Raw genomic sequence first — 17,752 nt, forward strand, 5'->3', positions numbered from 1 at the left:
GATCGTTTCTTGATAACTCAACAGCGTGTCGAGTGATTGATGCCAGATTTTTTGTTTGGTTGATGTTGACGAAGTTTTATCTTCTGTTGATTTCAGCTGGGATTTGATTTTGCAAGATTGTTTTTTTGGAGAGTTTGATCCTGGCTCAGGACGAACGCTGGCGGCGTGCTTAACACATGCAAGTCGAACGATGATGCTCACAGCTTGCTGTGGGTGGATTAGTGGCGAACGGGTGAGTAACACGTGAGTAACCTGCCTTTCACTCTGGGATAAGCCTTGGAAACGAGGTCTAATACTGGATATGACTCTTGACCGCATGGTTGGGGGTGGAAAGCCTTTGTGGTGGTGGATGATGGACTCGCGGACTATCAGCTTGTTGGTGGGGTTGTGGCCTACCAAGGCGATGACGGTTAGCCGGCCTGAGAGGGTGACCGGCCACATTGGGACTGAGACACGGCCCAGACTCCTACGGGAGGCAGCAGTGGGGAATATTGCACAATGGGCGAAAGCCTGATGCAGCGACGCCGCGTGGGGGATGACGGCCTTCGGGTTGTAAACTCCTTTCGCTCGTGACGAAGCCTTTCGGGGTGACGGTAGCGGGAGAAGAAGCACCGGCTAACTACGTGCCAGCAGCCGCGGTAATACGTAGGGTGCGAGCGTTGTCCGGAATTATTGGGCGTAAAGAGCTTGTAGGCGGTTTGTCGCGTCTGCTGTGAAAGCCCGGGGCTTAACTCCGGGTCTGCAGTGGGTACGGGCAGGCTAGAGTGTGGTAGGGGAGACTGGAATTCCTGGTGTAGCGGTGAAATGCGCAGATATCAGGAGGAACACCGATGGCGAAGGCAGGTCTCTGGGCCATTACTGACGCTGAGAAGCGAAAGCATGGGGAGCAAACAGGATTAGATACCCTGGTAGTCCATGCCGTAAACGTTGGGCGCTAGGTGTGGGCCTCATTCCACGAGGTCTGTGCCGTAGCTAACGCATTAAGCGCCCCGCCTGGGGAGTACGGCCGCAAGGCTAAAACTCAAAGGAATTGACGGGGGCCCGCACAAGCGGCGGAGCATGCGGATTAATTCGATGCAACGCGAAGAACCTTACCAAGGCTTGACATACACCAGATCGCAGCAGAGATGTTGTTTCCTTTTGGTTGGTGTACAGGTGGTGCATGGTTGTCGTCAGCTCGTGTCGTGAGATGTTGGGTTAAGTCCCGCAACGAGCGCAACCCTCGTTCCATGTTGCCAGCACGTAATGGTGGGGACTCATGGGAGACTGCCGGGGTCAACTCGGAGGAAGGTGGGGATGAGGTCAAATCATCATGCCCCTTATGTCTTGGGCTTCACGCATGCTACAATGGCTAGTACAGAGGGTTGCGATGCCGCGAGGCGGAGCGAATCCCTTAAAGCTGGTCTCAGTTCGGATTGGGGTCTGCAACTCGACCCCATGAAGTCGGAGTCGCTAGTAATCGCAGATCAGCAACGCTGCGGTGAATACGTTCCCGGGCCTTGTACACACCGCCCGTCAAGTCACGAAAGTTGGTAACACCCGAAGCCCACGGCCTAACCACCTTGTGTGGAGGGAGTGGTCGAAGGTGGGATTGGCGATTGGGACTAAGTCGTAACAAGGTAGCCGTACCGGAAGGTGCGGCTGGATCACCTCCTTTCTAAGGAGCGATACACCTGCGGTCGCCGAGTGTGTGGCCGGGTGTGCTCATGGGTGGAATCATCAATCATGGTGCTGTTGTTCTGGTGCTGTTCGTGTCGTAGTACTACCGGGTTGGTTCCTTCGGGGGCCGGCCGTGGTGTGGAGGCGTGCGGGTGGTGGCAGGCGGGAGTGTCGACACGCTGTTGGGGTTATGAGGAAACGATCGTTGTTTTCTCTTGTTTGGTGGCACCTTCAGGTGTCCGTTCCGCGGTTGGTGGGGCGGGGATCGGTTGGGTGTGTGTTGTTTGAGAATTACACAGTGGACGCGAGCATCTTTGTTTTTGTGGCTCAAGTTTTTAAGGGCGCACGGTGGATGCCTTGGCACCAGGAACCGATGAAGGACGTAGGAATCTGCGATAAGCCTCGGGGAGCCGATAACCAGGCTGTGATCCGAGGGTTTCCGAATGGGGGAACCCACCACGAGATATGTCGTGGTACCCGCATCTGAACTCATAGGGTGTGTGGAGGGAACGTGGGGAAGTGAAACATCTCAGTACCCACAGGAAGAGAAAACAACATGTGATTCCGTGAGTAGTGGCGAGCGAAAGCGGAAGAGGCTAAACCGTAGTTGTGTGATACCTGTCAGGGGTTGCAGCTGCGGTGTTGTGGGGCCGGTCTTTTTCATCTCTGACAGGATGGAGGACAGTAAAAAATCGCGCGTGTAGGTGAAGCATCTTGAATGGTGCGGCGTAGAGGGTGTGACTCCCGTAACCGAAACATGTGTGACTGTCTGGACTGGTACCCGAGTAGCACGGGGCCCGTGAAATCTCGTGTGAATCTGGCAGGACCACCTGCTAAGCCTAAATATTCCCTGGTGACCGATAGCGGACAAGTACCGTGAGGGAAAGGTGAAAAGTACCCCGGGAGGGGAGTGAAATAGTACCTGAAACCGTGTGCTTACAATCCGTCAAAGCCGACATGTGCGGTGATGGCGTGCCTTTTGAAGAATGAGCCTGCGAGTTAGTGCTCAGTGGCGAGGTTAACCCGTGTGGGGTAGCCGTAGCGAAAGCGAGTCCGAAGAGGGCGTATGAGTCGCTGGGTCTAGACCCGAAGCGGAGTGATCTACCCATGGCCAGGTTGAAGCGCCGGTAAGACGACGTGGAGGACCGAACCCACTTAGGTTGAAAACTGAGGGGATGAGCTGTGGGTAGGGGTGAAAGGCCAATCAAACTCCGTGATAGCTGGTTCTCCCCGAAATGCATTTAGGTGCAGCGTCACGTGTTTCTTACCGGAGGTAGAGCTACTGGATGGCTGATGGGCCTCACCAGGTTACTGGCGTCAACCAAACTCCGAATGCCGGTAAGTCAGAGCGTGGCAGTGAGACGGCGGGGGATAAGCTTCGTCGTCGAGAGGGAAACAGCCCAGATCACCAGCTAAGGTCCCTAAGCGTGTGCTAAGTGGAAAAGGATGTGGAGTTGCTGTGACAACCAGGAGGTTGGCTTAGAAGCAGCCACCCTTTAAAGAGTGCGTAATAGCTCACTGGTCAAGTGATTCCGCGCCGACAATGTAGCGGGGCTCAAGCACACCACCGAAGCTGTGGCATTCACACAGTCCCCTAGCTCCCAGGCTTTGTCCTGGTGGTTCAGGGGTGTGGATGGGTAGGGGAGCGTCGTGTGGGCAGTGAAGCGCCGGGGTGACCCAGGCGTGGAGGCCACACGAGTGAGAATGCAGGCATGAGTAGCGCATGACGGGTGAGAAACCCGTCCGCCGAATAACCAAGGGTTCCAGGGTCAAGCTAATCTGCCCTGGGTAAGTCGGGACCTAAGGCGAGGCCGACAGGCGTAGTCGATGGACATCCGGTTGATATTCCGGAACCGGCGAAGAACCGCCCATATCGAATCAGGGGATGCTAACCATCCGAACCCACCGTTTCGCGTGCGTCACCTTTCGGGGTGGGGTACGTGTTGTGTGGGGGAGCGTGGGACCCGATCTTGTAGTAGGTAAGCGATGGAGTGACGCAGGAAGGTAGCCTCCGCGTGGCGATGGTTGTCCACGTCTAAAACTGTAGGGAGTGGTGTAGGCAAATCCGCACCACACATATCCTGAGAGTTGATAGTGACCACGAATGTGGGAAGTAGGGTGATCCTATGCTGCCAAGAAAAACTTCTAGCGAGGTTCGAGCCGCCCGTACCCTAAACCGACTCAGGTGGTTAGGTAGAGAATACCAAGGCGATCGAGTGAATCGTGGTTAAGGAATTCGGCAAAATACCCCCGTAACTTCGGGAGAAGGGGGGCCCGATCCTTGAAACCCCATGCGGGTTAGGGGTGAGGGTCGCAGAGACCAGGGAGAAGCGACTGTTTACTAAAAACACAGGTCCGTGCGAAGAAGTAATTCGATGTATACGGACTGACGCCTGCCCGGTGCTGGAACGTTAAGGGGACCGGTCAGTCACTTCGGTGGCGAAGCTGAGAACTTAAGCGCCAGTAAACGGCGGTGGTAACTATAACCATCCTAAGGTAGCGAAATTCCTTGTCGGGTAAGTTCCGACCTGCACGAATGGCGTAACGACTTCTCCACTGTCTCAACCACGAACTCGGCGAAATTGCAGTACGAGTAAAGATGCTCGTTACGCGCAGCAGGACGGAAAGACCCCGGGACCTTTACTATAGCTTGGTATTGGTGTTTGGTACGGTTTGTGCAGGATAGGTGGGAGACTATGAAGCGGGCACGCCAGTGTTCGTGGAGTCATCGTTGAAATACCACTCTGGTCGTTCTGAGCACCTAACTTCGGTCCGTGATCCGGATCAGGGACAGTGCCTGGTGGGTAGTTTAACTGGGGCGGTTGCCTCCTAAAGAGTAACGGAGGCGCCCAAAGGTTCCCTCAGCCTGGTTGGCAATCAGGTTTCGAGTGTAAGTGCACAAGGGAGCTTGACTGTGAGACAGACACGTCGAGCAGAGACGAAAGTCGGGACTAGTGACCCGACGGTGGCTTGTGGAAGCGCCGTCGCTCAACGGATAAAAGGTACCCCGGGGATAACAGGCTGATCTTGCCCAAGAGCTCATATCGACGGCATGGTTTGGCACCTCGATGTCGGCTCGTCGCATCCTGGGGCTGGAGTAGGTCCCAAGGGTTGGGCTGTTCGCCCATTAAAGCGGTACGCGAGCTGGGTTTAGAACGTCGTGAGACAGTTCGGTCCCTATCCGCTGCGCGCGCAGGAAACTTGAGAAGACCTGTCCCTAGTACGAGAGGACCGGGATGGACGAACCTCTGGTATGTCAGTTGTCACGCCAGTGGCACGGCTGATTCGCTACGTTCGGAAGTGATAACCGCTGAAAGCATCTAAGCGGGAAGCACGCTTCAAGATGAGGTTTCCATCACCCCTTGGGGTGTGAAGGCACCCAGCTAGACTACTGGGTTGATAGGCCGGATGTGGACACACCGTAAGGTGCGTAGCTGACCGGTACTAATCTGCCGACAACTTGACACCACAACCAAAACTTTAAGAGCTTGCTCGCGTCCACTGTGTGATTCTGGAACAACACACCCACCCCACCACCACCCATTACAGGGCGGTCGGTGGCCGGCAGGTCGAATAGTTCCATAGTGTTACGGCGGTCATAGCGAAGCGGGAAACGCCCGGTCCCATACCGAACCCGGAAGCTAAGCCCTTCAGCGCCGATGGTACTGCACACGGGAGTGTGTGGGAGAGTAGGACACCGCCGAACTACCTTTATCAATGCGGGGGTGCGAGATAACCGAACGGTTGTCTTGCACCCCCGCATTCTTTTTGTCTGTCCCGTTCCCGGTGGGAACGTGGGTTGTCGGCCCACGCGCGGGGCGACCGGCGGGCTCACGCGATCTCGTTGTCGCACTAGGGTGCAGACGAGCGATCTATCAGAAGGCAGGTGTCGGCGATGCCCGACGAGGACCAGAACCCCGGAGCAGAGTCGGAGTCGACGCAGCACTCCTCTCGATGGAGTGCAGCCCGCGGTCGTGAAGAAGGCTCCGGCGACGGTTCGGGCGGCGACGACGCGACGTCGCGCAGCCGCGGTGAGCGCCCAGACCAACGTCGCACCGGTGACGGGCAGCGTCCGGACCGGACACGTTCTGGTGGTGGGCGCTCTGGCGGTGCGCCGGAGCGAGGTCGTTCTGGTGGTGGCCGTGCTGGTGGAGCGCCGGATCGGTCGCGTGGTGAGCGCGGGGCAGCGGGCGGCCGGGACGCACGGCAAGGCGGCCGGCCGCCCGGGCCCGGTGGCTCCCGGGATGGGCGCGCATCTGGTCATGCACCGCGTGCCGGTCGCGGCGATGATCGTCCTGAGCGCCGTGACCGGGGTCCGCGTAGCTGGGAGCTCAACTCGCCGGGGCGTGCCTCGGATCGTCCACGCGTGCGTGAGCCGGAGCTACCCGAGGAGATCACCGGCAAGGAGCTGGACCGCCAGGTCTGGACCCAGCTGCGGACGCTGAGCAAGGAGAACGCTCAAGGCGTCGCGCGGCACCTCGTGGCCGCTGCACAGTTCCTGGACGACGATCCGGATCTGGCACTGGAGCATGCGGAACACGCTGCCAAGCGCGCCGGTCGGGTCCCTGCTGTGCGTGAGGCCCTCGGCCTGGTGCGTTACCGGCGTGCGGAATTCGCCGATGCGTTGCGCGAGTTCCGGACGGCTCGCCGGTTGTCCGGCTCGAACCACCTGATCGCCTACATGGTCGACTGCGAGCGTGGCCTCGGCCGTGCCGACCGTGCGCTGGAGCTCGCCTCGTCCGCGGACGCCAGGAATCTGGCCGAAGCCGACAACATCGAGTTGGCGATCGTGGTGTCCGGGGTGCGGCGCGACCTGGGTCAGGCGGACGCCGCGGTCATGGGGCTGCGAATTCCGGCTCTGGACCGCGCCACCAACCAACCGTGGGCGGCGCGGTTGTTCTACGCGTACGCCGACGCGCTGCTGGCGACCGGGGACGAGGAAGGGGCCCGCACCTGGTTTACCAAGGCGATGGAGGCCGACACCGAGGACGAGACGGACGCTGCGGAGCGCCTCGGAATCGGATCCGACGTCGAGATGACCGACCTGCTCGACGAGTCCGACGCATCCGATGACGAGTACGACGCCGTCGGGCGGGAGCGATTCGAAGAGGAGTCCCCGCAGCAGCATCCGTGACTTCAGCGGCTGGGGGCGGTTGCTTCGTACACATCCCCCGACCGCGGCGCCGGCTGTGCACACCCGCGTTCTGATCGCTGTGCCTTCGTCTCTGCTGCGTTCACTCTGTGAGCACAGCAGAGGGACGAGGAGCGGGACATGGCACAAGCAGCGAATGAGGGACCGGGCGCCGGATCGGTGCTGAACGACGTACAGCTGATCGGTCGGATCAGCGCGCCGGCGGAACGCCGGGTGATGCCGAGCGACGATGAGCTGGTCAGTTTCCGACTGGTCGTGGATCGCGACCGGCTTGGCAAGCCCGTGACGGATCGCAAGAGACCGACCGTCGACGTCATCGATGTCGCGTGCTGGACCGCCAGGACCCGCAAGGTGGCGCTCGCGTTGCAGCCTGGAGACGTCGTTCGGGTGCAGGGAGCCCTTCGGCGGCGCTTCTGGAAGGCCGGCGGCGGCGCCGTCAGCCGCCATGAGGTGGAAGCCGCGTCGGTGGCCAGGGTGCGCGGGGTCGGCGCGCGGCGGTGACAATGAGATATGCCCCGTGCCCTGCGTGATCTCTACCCCGGCCTCGTCTGCGACCTCGACGGGGTGGTGTACCGAGGCGCCGACGCGGTGCCGTACGCCGTCGAGGGTCTCTCGGAAGTGGCGTCGACGTCACCTGGGGGCGTCGTGTACGCCACCAACAACGCTTCCCGGCCGCCCGAGCAGGTCGCCGAGCAGCTCCGTTCACTGGGGCTGGCCGTTTCCGGCGACCACGTCGTCAACAGCTCGGTGGCCGGCGCGCAGGTGCTGGCGGGGCGTCTGGCCGCCGGATCGCCGGTATTGGCGGTCGGTGGAGGAGGCGTCGCGGATGCGCTGCGCGGCGCGGGGTTGAGTCCGGTTCTCCCTTCGGAGGTCGCGGAGACGATCAGGCCGGTCAAAGCGGTGCTGCAGGGATATGGTCCCGACGTGCGTGCCAGCGACCTGGCCGAGGTCGCGTACGCCGTCCAGTCCGGAGCGGACTGGGTCGTCACCAACGCCGACCGCACCCTTCCGACCGATCGGGGGATCGCGCCGGGCAACGGATCGCTGGTCAACGCGGTACGGAGCGCGGTCGACATCGACCCCGAGATCGTCGGCAAGCCCGGCCCGTTGATGTATCAGATGGCCGCGCAACGGCTCGGCACCGATCCTGAGCACACCCTCGGCATCGGTGACCGCCTCGAGACGGACATCGCCGGCGCGCATGCGGCGGGAATGGATTCACTGCTGGTGTTCACCGGGGTGCACGGTGTGGCCGATGTCGTCGCAGCCGACCGGCACCTGCGTCCGCGGTACGTCGCGGGGGATCTTCGATCCCTCGGCGAGGTGTACGACGAACCGGTGGCCGACGGTGCCGGCTGGCGGGTGGGCGGTCTGGTCGGTGCGCTGGAGACCTCCGCGCAGCCGAACGTGCGCTTCCAAGGCAGTGATGACGGTGCTGCGCAGGGGCAGGACGGGCTACGGATCGCGTTACACGTGCTGTGGGCCGCACTGGATGACGGCCGGATCTCCCTCAAGGCGGCAGTGTCGGCCACCCAGCGCTGGCAGTAGCGTGGTCGCCCATACGGGCGCGTGCCGCACGTGCCGGACCTACCGCGAAGGAAGCCCGACATGGCATTAGACGGTCTGCGCTCGGCGCTGGCAATGATCACCGGGGTCAGCGAGGCGACCCGCGCGCGTGCGACGGAGGCCGCTGAGGGTCTGCTGGGCCTTCCGGGGATCGGTCCGACGACCGCAAGGGCCGCGCAGGTGACGGGTCAGGTCAGCGCGTTGGCCGACGAACTGGTCGCGGCCGCCGCAGCCAATCGCGCGATGATCTCCGACACCGTCCGGGCCGAGGTCGATCTGCAGTTGCAGCGCGTCGGTCTCACCACGTCCGGCGGACTCACCTCCGCGCGCGACGAGATCGACCGTTTGAAGGCTCAGGTCGCCGACCTCCGGCGGGCGCTGGCCAACCGCGCTCCCGCGACGCCGGTGGACGACGCGACGATCCCGCGCGCCGGCCGCCCGTCGCGTGAAGCGGTCGCCCGCCGTGCCGGCACGACCACCTCCGCGATGACCACCTCTGCGACGAACCGACCATCGAAGGCGGCGACGAAGTCCGCGGCACGTTCGGCGAGCAAGAAGGCGACGCCGGCCGCCGCCACGAAGGCGACGGCATCTGCAACGGCTGCGACGAAGAAGGCGACCCCGTCCGCCGCTCCCACCTCCGTCACCGCGAAGAAGTCTGCAGCGAAGAAGGCCACGAAGGCATCCACAGCGAAGAAGACCGCCACGGCTTCGGGGACGGCGTCGGCCGCGCGTTCGGCGAGTAAGAAGGCGACGCCGTCGGCCGCCACGAGGACCACGAAGACGGCCGCTGCCACGTCGGGGACGGCGAGGAAGTCTGCGGCGAAGACGGCCTCGACGGCGAGCAGGAGGGCGATGCCGTCGGCAGCGACGACCAAGGCCGCGGCGAAGAAGACGACGAAGGCCGCCGATTCCCGGACGGCGTCGGCGGCGACCACGTCGGCCGCACGTTCGGCGAGTAAGAAGGCGACGCCGTCGACCGCGAAGAAGTCCTCCACTGCCAAGAGCGCGGCAACGAAGAGCTCGGCAACGAGGAGCAACGCGGCCAAGAAGACGTCGACGTCCAGCGCGTCCCCTGCGAAGGCGGTCGCACAGAAGTCGACCGCACGGAAGTCGACGCCGTCGACTGCGAGGAAGTCCTCCGCAGCCAAGACGTCGGCTGCCAAGAACACGGCTGCCAAGAACACGGCGGCCAGGAGCACCGCAGCCAAGAAGTCTGCGACGACGTCGGCACCCAGGAAGGCAGCCACGACGAGCGCGACCAAGAAGGCAGCGACGACCAAGGCAGCCACCACCACGCCGACCCCGTCCGCCGACGCCACGAGCACCTCGAGCTCGCCCGCGACGCCGGGCAGCGGAATCCACACGCCGACCGACCCGATCGTGGAGCAGGGCAACACCCGCCATCTCGACGCGGACACGACCGCCACCGCTCCCGCGTACGGCACCGGTGCGCAGGCCCCGATGAGTCGCTCGACCGATGCCGTCGTCGAGCAGGGCAACACCCGACACCTCGACGGTGGTTCGGCCGCCGGCGATTCGGCGGAAGCGACCGGAACGGCCTCCACCGCAGACGCGCCGCGTGTCCCCGCGCCTGCTCCCTCGACCGAGCCCGCCGACGCCGCCGAGTTAGACGTCGCCCCCGCACGCACGACCGGCACGGGATCGGGTGACGACGCGTGAGCCTCGTACCGCCGAGCCCGGCCTCGATGGGCCGGCGCCCCGATGCCCTGCCAGGCGCCGGTGTGGCGGCCGATTCGCAGGGCGTCGCGTCATCCGTGGCGGACCAGTCCGAGGCGGTCCGAGCAGCGCTCGATCTGCAGATCGCTCCGGACATCGACCTCGCCGTGACCACCGAGACACTCGTGGCGGCTCACGATGCGCTGCATCGCCGGTTGAGTGACCTGTCCAGCTGACGGCGGGCCGACGACGCGCCTGGACCAGGCGCTCGTCGCCCGTGGCCTGGCCCGCTCGCGCGCCGTGGCCGCCGACCTGGTGCAGGACGGGCGGGTGCGAGTCGACGGCACGGTCGCCCAGAAGGCCTCGATGCGGGTGTGCGAGGACACCGCCGTCGCCGTCGAGGGAGAACCGGAGCGCTGGGTGGGGCGCGCGGCCTACAAGCTGGTGGCCGCACTGCAGGCCTTCGCCGTTGACCCGTCGGAGGCTCGCTGCATCGACGTGGGCGCCTCGACCGGAGGATTCACCCAGGTGCTGCTCGAGGCGGGCGCTCGCCAGGTGGTCGCTCTCGACGTCGGGCACGACCAGCTCGCCGCAGTCGTCGCGGACGACCCGCGCGTGACCGAGATGTCCGGGGTGAATGTGCGCGATCTGGATCCCGAACGGGTCGGTGGTCCCGCCGATGTCGTGGTGGCCGACCTCAGCTTCATCTCCTTGCGCCTGGTGCTCGGCACCCTGGCCCGGTTCACCGCACCCGCCGGCGACCTCGTCACGCTCGTCAAACCGCAGTTCGAGGTCGGCCGCGAACGCCTCGGACGCACGGGGGTGGTGATCTCGGCGCAGCAGCACGCGGAGGTGCTGCGCAAGGTGGTCGAGCACGCGCAGGCCGTGGCGCTGCACGTGCACGGACTGCTGCGCAGTCCGGTCGTGGGCGGATCCGGCAACACGGAGTACCTGATGTGGGCGCGACCCGTGTCGGAGGGCAAGATGACCGACGTGGCCATCGAGGATTTCGTGAGCGGCGTGGCAGGTGAGCAGCGATGAGCCGCCGCATCGTCCTGATCGGCCACCCGCGACGGGCCGAGGCACTCGACATCGCCATCAAGCTCGTACGTGACCTGGCCGCGGCCGACGTCGAGGTCACCGGCCCGGCCGACGAGCTCGAGGCGTTCGGGGTGCTGCACGAGCCCAACGTCTCGATCGCCGATTGCCGTGAATCGATGGACGGCGCCGAACTGGCCGTGGTGCTCGGCGGGGACGGCACGATCCTGCGAGCAGCCGAGCTGGTGCGCGACATCGGAGTGCCGCTCCTCGGGATCAACCTCGGCCACGTCGGCTTCCTCGCCGAGGCCGACCGCGACGACGTGCACGCCACGGTCAAGAAGATCGTCGAGCGGTCCTGGAGCGTCGAGGAGCGGATGACCCTCGAGGTCGAGGTCAGCATCGACGGTCGGGTCGTCTGGAAGAGCTGGGCTCTGAACGAGGCCTCGGTGGAGAAGCGCGCCCGCGAGCGGATGCTCGAGCTGGTGCTCGAGATCGACGACCGCCCGCTGTCCACCTGGGGAGCCGACGGCATCGTGATGGCCACCCCGACGGGCTCGACGGCGTACGCCTTCTCCGCCGGCGGACCCGTCGTCTGGCCGGGTGTCGACGCGCTGCTGCTCGTGCCCATCTCCGCCCACGCCCTCTTCGCGCGGCCCCTGGTGCTGGACCACAACTCCCACGTCGGCATCGAGCTGCTGGAGCGCACCGGCGCGCACGCCGTCGTCTGGTGCGACGGGCGCCGCTCTTTCGACATCCCGCCGTCGGCCCGCATCGACGTACGTCGCAGCGACCGTCCGGTGCGGCTGGCCCGGCTCTCCACGGCGCCGTTCACCGACCGACTCGTCGCGAAGTTCGACCTGTCGGTGTCCGGATGGCGTGGGATGGGTCCCGCGCCCGGACCCAGCGAGGCCTGATGCTCCAGGAAATCCACCTGCGGGGCCTCGGGGTCATCGAGGATGCGCTGCTGGAGCTGTCCGACGGCCTGAACGTGGTCACCGGCGAGACCGGCGCCGGCAAGACGATGGTCGTGCAGGGCCTCGGTCTGCTGCTCGGCGGCCGGGCCGACCCGGGCCTGGTGCGCGCCGGGAGCGGGCAGGCCGTCGTCGAGGGCGTGGTGCAGGTGGCCGACGGGGATCCGGCGCTGGCCAGGGCTCTCGAGGCGGGCGCCGATGGTGAGGACGCCGTCCGTGACGGCCTCGTCCTGGTGCGCAGCGTGTCCACCGCCGGCCGATCCCGTGCCCACGTCGGTGGCCGCACGGCCCCCATCGGAGTGCTCGCCGAGATCGGGGAGCACCTGGTCGCCGTGCACGGCCAAGCCGACCAGTGGCGTCTGCAACGCCCCGACCAGCACCGCGCGGTGCTCGATGAGTTCGGCGGGACGCCGCTCGCCCGCACGCGCGCCGAGTACGTGGCCCTCTACGAGGAATGGACCGCTGTACGGGCGGAAGTCACCACCCTGCGCGAGGAGTCCCGGGAGCGGGCCCAACGCCTGGAGCTGCTCACCGCGGGTCTGGAGGAGATCGCCGCCGTCGATCCGCAGCCGGGGGAGGACGATGACCTCGCCGCGCAGAGCGAACGGATGCTGCACGTCGACGCGCTGCGGGAGGCTGCCGCCGTCGCTCACGCAGCTCTGGTGGGCGACGACGACGATCCCGAGCGGGCGCCGTACGTCGTCGACCTGGTCTCGCACGCCCGCCAGTCGCTGGCAGGGGAGGGGGAGCACGACGTCGAGCTCGCAGGCCTCGCCGACCGACTGCGCGAGATCGGCATCCTCGCCGGTGAGCTGGGTGCCGACCTCGGCGGCTACCTGGCCGGCCTCGACATCGAACCTGGCCGTCTCGAAGCCGTGCAGCAGCGGCGTGCGGCGCTCGGCAGGCTGACCCGCAAGTACGGCGCCGACGTGGCCGAGGTGCTCGCCTGGGCCAAGGACGCGGCAGCGTCCGTCGACGCGCTCGCCGGCAGCGACGACCGCATCGCCCACCTCGACACCCGGCTCGGGCAGTTGGCGACCCAGCTGGTGGACGCGGCCGACGCGTTGACCGCCGCGCGTCGTACGGCGGCCACGACGTTGCAGGAGCAGGTGGCGCAGGAGTTGACCCATCTGGCGATGGGCGCGGCGCGCATCGAGGTGGTGGTGACCCCGACACCGGGGGAGTACACCGGCCACGGCGTCGACCGGGTCGAGATCATGCTGGCGGCCAACAAGGGCGCCGCGCTGCGCAACCTCGCGAAGGCCGCCTCCGGGGGTGAACTGTCCCGGGTGATGCTGGCCCTGGAGGTGGTCACCGGCTCCGGAGCGGTGCCGACGTTCGTCTTCGACGAGGTGGACGCCGGTGTCGGCGGAGCCGCGGCGCTCGACGTCGGCGCCCGGCTGCAACGACTCGCCGAGCACGCGCAGGTCATCGTGGTCACCCACCTGGCCCAGGTCGCCGCGTACGCCGACCGGCACCTGGTCGTCCGCAAGGAGAGCGACGGACAGGTCACCCAGAGCGATGTCGCCGTCGTCGAGGGCGAGGACCGGCTCGCCGAGCTCGCGCGGATGCTGGGCGGAGTGAGCGACAGCCAGGTCGCCCAGGACCACGCCCGCGAGCTGCTCGACGCGGCACAGGGCCCGAGGTCGCGCGGAACAGGCGTGTCGGCCACGCCCGTAGGACGGCGACGGCCCGTGGATAACGTAGGCTGAGAGCCCGTGGTGGACATTACGAAACACATATTCGTCACCGGAGGCGTTGCCTCTTCACTCGGCAAGGGCCTGACCGCCTCCAGCCTCGGACATCTGCTTCGGGCGCGCGGACTGCGGGTCACCATGCAGAAGCTGGATCCGTATCTGAACGTCGATCCCGGCACCATGAACCCGTTCCAGCACGGTGAGGTCTTTGTCACCGAGGACGGCGCCGAGACCGACCTGGACGTCGGGCACTACGAGCGCTTCCTCGACGTGAATCTCGCGGGCGACGCCAACGTCACCACCGGCAAGGTCTACAGCCGGGTGCTCGCCCGGGAGCGGCGCGGTGAGTACCTCGGCGACACGGTGCAGGTCATCCCGCACGTCACCAACGAGATCAAGACGCAGATGCGCGCGCAGGCCGCCGACGACGTCGACCTGATCATCACCGAGATCGGCGGGACCGTCGGCGACATCGAGTCGCTGCCCTTTCTGGAGGCCGCCCGTCAGGTGCGCCAGGATGTGGGCCGCGACAACGTCTTCTTCCTGCACGTCTCCCTCGTGCCCTACCTCGCGCCGAGCGGCGAGCTCAAGACCAAGCCGACCCAGCACTCCGTCGCCGCGCTGCGGCAGGTCGGTATCCAGCCCGATGGTCTTGTGCTGCGTGCCGATCGGGAGATCCCGGAGAGCATCAAGGCGAAGATCTCGCTGATGTGCGATGTGGACACCGAGGCGTGCGCGGCCGCGATCGACGCGCCGAGCATCTACGACATTCCCAAGGTGCTGCACACGCAGGGGCTGGACGCGTACGTCGTACGCCGCCTCGGGCTGTCCTTCCGGGACGTGGACTGGCACGACTGGGACGAGCTGCTGCAGCGGGTGCACCGCCCGCAGCACGAGGTCGAGGTCGCGCTGGTCGGCAAGTACGTCGACCTGCCCGACGCCTACCTGTCGGTCACCGAGGCCCTGCGCGCCGGCGGATTCCACCACGACGCCAAGGCGCGCATCCGCTGGGTCGCCAGCGACGAGTGCAAGACCCCCGGCGGTGCCCAGAAGGCGCTCGGGGGAGTCGACGCGGTCCTGGTGCCCGGCGGTTTCGGCGTACGCGGCATCGAGGGCAAGCTCGGCGCGCTGCGCTGGGCGCGCGAGAACAAGGTGCCCACGCTCGGCATCTGCCTGGGGCTGCAGTGCATGGTCATCGAGTACGCGCGCGACGTCGCGAAGATCGAGGGGGCATCGTCCTCGGAGTTCGACCCCGATACGCCGGCGCCGGTCGTCGCCACCATGGAGGAGCAGAAGGCCTTCGTCGAGGGCGCGGGCGACCTGGGCGGCACCATGCGCCTCGGCGCGTATCCCGCTCTGCTGGAAGAGGGTTCGGTGATCGCCGAGGCCTACGGCACGACTCGCGTGTCCGAGCGTCACCGCCACCGCTACGAGGTCAACAACGCCTACCGCGAGCAGCTTGCCGACGCCGGCCTGGTCTTCAGCGGCACCTCACCGGACGGCACACTGGTGGAGTTCGTCGAGCTGCCGCGCGACGTGCACCCGTACTACGTCTCGACGCAGGCGCACCCGGAGTTCCTGTCCCGTCCGCACCGCGCGCACCCGCTCTTCGCCGGGCTGATCGGCGCCGCGATCGACGAGCAGCGCGCCAGCCGGCTGGTCGACGTGCCCAGCACCCGACCCGCCGAGACCGCCGTCGCGCCGTGACGTTCGCTGACCGGTACGACCCCCGGCCGGTCGTCTCCTCCGAGCACTCCTTCCACGGGCACGTCTGGGACGTGCGCACCGATGTCGTCGATCTCGGCGACGCGGGCGAGGTGACGCGCGACTACATCGAGCACACCGGAGCCGTCGCGGTCGTCGCGCTGCGCGGCGAGCCGGGCGCCGAGGAGGTGGCGATGATCCAGCAGTACCGCCACCCGGTGCGCACCTACGACTGGGAGATCCCCGCCGGCCTGCTCGACCAGCCCGGTGAGGACCCCCGCGACGCGGCCGCCCGCGAGCTGCGCGAGGAGGCCGACCTCGATGCTCACCGGTGGGACGTGCTGATCGACCTGTTCACCTCACCCGGGGCGTCGTCGGAGAACATCCGCGTATTCCTCGCGCGGGACGTATTTGATGCGACCGCAGAGGGTTTCGAGCGAGAGGGCGAGGAAGCCGGTATGACGACGACCTGGATCCGCCTCGACGACGCGGTCGACGCCGTGCTCGACGGGCGGATGCACAACGGCCCCGGCGCGGCAGCGGTCATGGCGGCGTACATCGCCCGTCAGCGGGACTGGTCCGGGGTGCGCGCCTCCAACGCGCCGTGGCCGTTCCACCCGGCCTACCGGTAGGCACAGGCGTCACCGTGAGCCGCACCCCGTCCTCCCGTAGCGCAGTCGCACCCTTTCAGGTGATGCAGCTGGTGCGCGCCGCAGCGGCTCGGCAGCGCAGCCACGGCGACGCGATCCTGCTGTGCGTGGGGCAGCCGTCGACGCCGGCGCCGCGAGCTGTGCTCGACGCGGTGCACGGCGCGATCGACACCCAGGTGCTCGGCTACACCGAATCCGACGGCATCCCCGCCCTGCGTGTGGCGATCGCCGAGCACTACCAGGCGGCGTACGGCGTGCCGGTCACTGCGCAGGATGTGCTGGCGACCAACGGATCCTCCGGCGGTTTCAGCACGCTGCTGCTGGCCGCGTTCGAGCCGGGCGCGCGGATCGCGATGACCCGTCCCGGCTACCCGGCCTACCGCAACACGGTGCAGGGCCTCGGGTGCGTGCCCGTGGATCTGGTCTGCGGTCCGGAGACCAGGTTCCAGCCGACCGTCGAGCTGCTCGAAGAGCTTCCGCAGCGACCGGACGGGGTCATCATCGCGAGCCCAGCTAACCCCACCGGCACGATCATCGACGCCCGCGAGTTGGAGCGGATCGCGCACTGGTGCGAGGCGAACGACGTGCTGCTGATCTCCGACGAGATCTACCACGGCATCTCCTACGGCCGCGAGTGCGCCAGCGCGTGGGAGTTCTCCCGGGCCGGTGCGGTGATGGGGTCGATCAGCAAGTACCACTCGATGACCGGATGGCGGCTGGGCTGGGCGTTGCTGCCGCCGGAGCTGCGCACGTCGGTCGACCGGCTCCAGGGCAACCTGGCAATCTGCGCGCCGGCCGTGTCGCAGGTCGGGGCTGTGGCGGCGTTCTCCTCGGGCGCTCAGCGCGAACTGCGTTCGCACGTCGAGCGATACGCGCGTAACCGGGACGTCCTGCTGCGTCGGCTCCCAGAGCTCGGGATCACGTCGTTCGCTCCGCCGGACGGTGCGTTCTACGCGTACTGCGACATCGGGCACCTGACGACCGACTCCCTGACGTGGTGCCACGACGTCCTCGCGCGGACCGGCGTTGCGCTCGCTCCCGGCATCGACTTCGACCCGATCGACGGGCACCACTACATGCGGTTGTCCTTCTGCGGCGATACGGCCGACCTGAACGAGGCCCTCGATCGCCTCGCGGCGGTCTGCTGACCGCCTGCCCGCCTCGATTGTCCGCACTTTCGTGCAGACGGTCGCACGGATCTGCGGACACCCGGCACCGCTAGATTGCCGGTGTGGTCTACCTCGCGTACGTGCTGCTCGGCCTGGCCGCGCTCGTGCACGTCTACATCTTCCGGCTCGAGTCGTTCGCCTGGACGGCGCCGCGCACCCGGGCCGCGTTCGGCACCAGCCCCGAGGTGGCGGAGGTCACGCGTGCCCTCGCCTACAACCAGGGGTTCTACAACCTGTTCCTCGCGGTGGTGCTCGCGGCGTCGATCGTGCTTCGGATCGCGGGCCAGACCCAGGCGTCGGTGGCGCTGGCGATCGCCGGCGCCGGGTCGATGGTCGCCGCAGCGCTGGTCCTCGCGACTAGCGACCACTCCAAGATGCGCGCCGCCGCCATCCAGGGTGCCGCGCCGGCACTGGGCCTGATCGCCCTGGCGTTCACCGCCTGAGCTTCGCGCCGGCCGTACGT

At 66.2% G+C, this 17,752-nt stretch carries 13 protein-coding genes and 3 rRNA genes; 15 read left to right on the plus strand and 1 reads right to left on the minus strand.

The features are described from left to right. The first annotated feature begins 122 nt into the window (after positions 1 to 122). The 6 genes from JOB34_RS05170 (at position 123) to JOB34_RS05195 (ending at position 8,359) form a co-directional block, all read left to right on the plus strand. A 16S ribosomal RNA gene (locus JOB34_RS05170) occupies positions 123 to 1,657 on the plus strand. A gap of 327 nt (positions 1,658 to 1,984) precedes the next feature. Continuing rightward, positions 1,985 to 5,127 (plus strand): 23S ribosomal RNA (locus JOB34_RS05175). A 120-nt stretch (positions 5,128 to 5,247) separates the two neighbouring features. After that, a 5S ribosomal RNA gene (rrf, locus tag JOB34_RS05180) occupies positions 5,248 to 5,365 on the plus strand. Together the 16S, 23S and 5S rRNA genes form the textbook arrangement of a ribosomal RNA operon. Before the next feature lie 660 nt (positions 5,366 to 6,025). Then, positions 6,026 to 6,793, plus strand: a complete 768-nt coding sequence (locus tag JOB34_RS05185) for a hypothetical protein (RefSeq protein WP_347813731.1) — start codon at positions 6,026 to 6,028, stop codon at positions 6,791 to 6,793. A 138-nt stretch (positions 6,794 to 6,931) separates the two neighbouring features. Beyond that, positions 6,932 to 7,312 carry a single-stranded DNA-binding protein gene (locus tag JOB34_RS05190; protein WP_208051719.1) on the plus strand — a complete coding sequence of 127 codons (381 nt, stop codon included), beginning with the start codon at positions 6,932 to 6,934 and terminating at the stop codon, positions 7,310 to 7,312. Between the two features lie 9 nt (positions 7,313 to 7,321). Further along, positions 7,322 to 8,359 (plus strand): HAD-IIA family hydrolase, encoded by a 1,038-nt coding sequence (locus JOB34_RS05195; protein WP_208051720.1) that lies wholly within the window; start codon positions 7,322 to 7,324, stop codon positions 8,357 to 8,359. 371 nt (positions 8,360 to 8,730) lie between these two features. On the opposite strand, the gene JOB34_RS05200 is transcribed toward JOB34_RS05195, so the two are convergent. Beyond that, entirely contained in the window at positions 8,731 to 9,705 is a 975-nt protein-coding gene (locus JOB34_RS05200) for a hypothetical protein (protein ID WP_208051721.1), read from the minus strand. 55 nt (positions 9,706 to 9,760) lie between these two features. On the opposite strand from JOB34_RS05200, the gene JOB34_RS05205 reads away from it, so the two are divergent. From JOB34_RS05205 to JOB34_RS05245, 9 genes are all read left to right on the plus strand, one after another. After that, the gene (locus tag JOB34_RS05205) at positions 9,761 to 10,060 is read left to right on the plus strand and encodes a hypothetical protein (RefSeq protein WP_208051722.1); all 300 of its coding nucleotides are present in this window, start codon (positions 9,761 to 9,763) and stop codon (positions 10,058 to 10,060) included. Beyond that, entirely contained in the window at positions 10,057 to 10,293 is a 237-nt protein-coding gene (locus JOB34_RS05210) for a hypothetical protein (protein WP_208051723.1), read from the plus strand. Before JOB34_RS05205 ends, JOB34_RS05210 begins: the two co-directional genes overlap by 4 nt. After that, positions 10,277 to 11,098: a TlyA family RNA methyltransferase gene (locus tag JOB34_RS05215; RefSeq protein ID WP_208051724.1), complete on the plus strand. Its 822-nt coding sequence runs from the start codon at positions 10,277 to 10,279 to the stop codon at positions 11,096 to 11,098. Before JOB34_RS05210 ends, JOB34_RS05215 begins: the two co-directional genes overlap by 17 nt. Further along, positions 11,095 to 12,012 (plus strand): NAD kinase, encoded by a 918-nt coding sequence (locus tag JOB34_RS05220; RefSeq protein WP_208051725.1) that lies wholly within the window; start codon positions 11,095 to 11,097, stop codon positions 12,010 to 12,012. The genes JOB34_RS05215 and JOB34_RS05220 overlap by 4 nt, the downstream gene beginning before the upstream one ends. Beyond that, positions 12,012 to 13,781, plus strand: a complete 1,770-nt coding sequence (gene recN, locus JOB34_RS05225; protein WP_208051726.1) for a DNA repair protein RecN — start codon at positions 12,012 to 12,014, stop codon at positions 13,779 to 13,781. The genes JOB34_RS05220 and recN overlap by 1 nt, the downstream gene beginning before the upstream one ends. A gap of 6 nt (positions 13,782 to 13,787) precedes the next feature. Then, positions 13,788 to 15,473, plus strand: coding sequence for a CTP synthase (locus tag JOB34_RS05230; protein WP_347813732.1), 1,686 nt, complete (start codon positions 13,788 to 13,790; stop codon positions 15,471 to 15,473). Next, a complete protein-coding gene (locus tag JOB34_RS05235; RefSeq protein WP_208051727.1) occupies positions 15,470 to 16,102 on the plus strand; it encodes an NUDIX hydrolase in 633 nt (210 codons plus the stop codon). Before JOB34_RS05230 ends, JOB34_RS05235 begins: the two co-directional genes overlap by 4 nt. A gap of 62 nt (positions 16,103 to 16,164) precedes the next feature. After that, positions 16,165 to 17,268: an aminotransferase class I/II-fold pyridoxal phosphate-dependent enzyme gene (locus JOB34_RS05240; protein ID WP_208051728.1), complete on the plus strand. Its 1,104-nt coding sequence runs from the start codon at positions 16,165 to 16,167 to the stop codon at positions 17,266 to 17,268. An 83-nt stretch (positions 17,269 to 17,351) separates the two neighbouring features. Next, positions 17,352 to 17,732, plus strand: coding sequence for a DUF1304 domain-containing protein (locus JOB34_RS05245; RefSeq protein ID WP_208051729.1), 381 nt, complete (start codon positions 17,352 to 17,354; stop codon positions 17,730 to 17,732). Positions 17,733 to 17,752 lie beyond the last annotated feature (20 nt).

This window comes from Allobranchiibius sp. GilTou38 (assembly GCF_017565325.1).
In the GTDB taxonomy this organism is placed as follows: domain Bacteria; phylum Actinomycetota; class Actinomycetes; order Actinomycetales; family Dermatophilaceae; genus Allobranchiibius; species Allobranchiibius huperziae.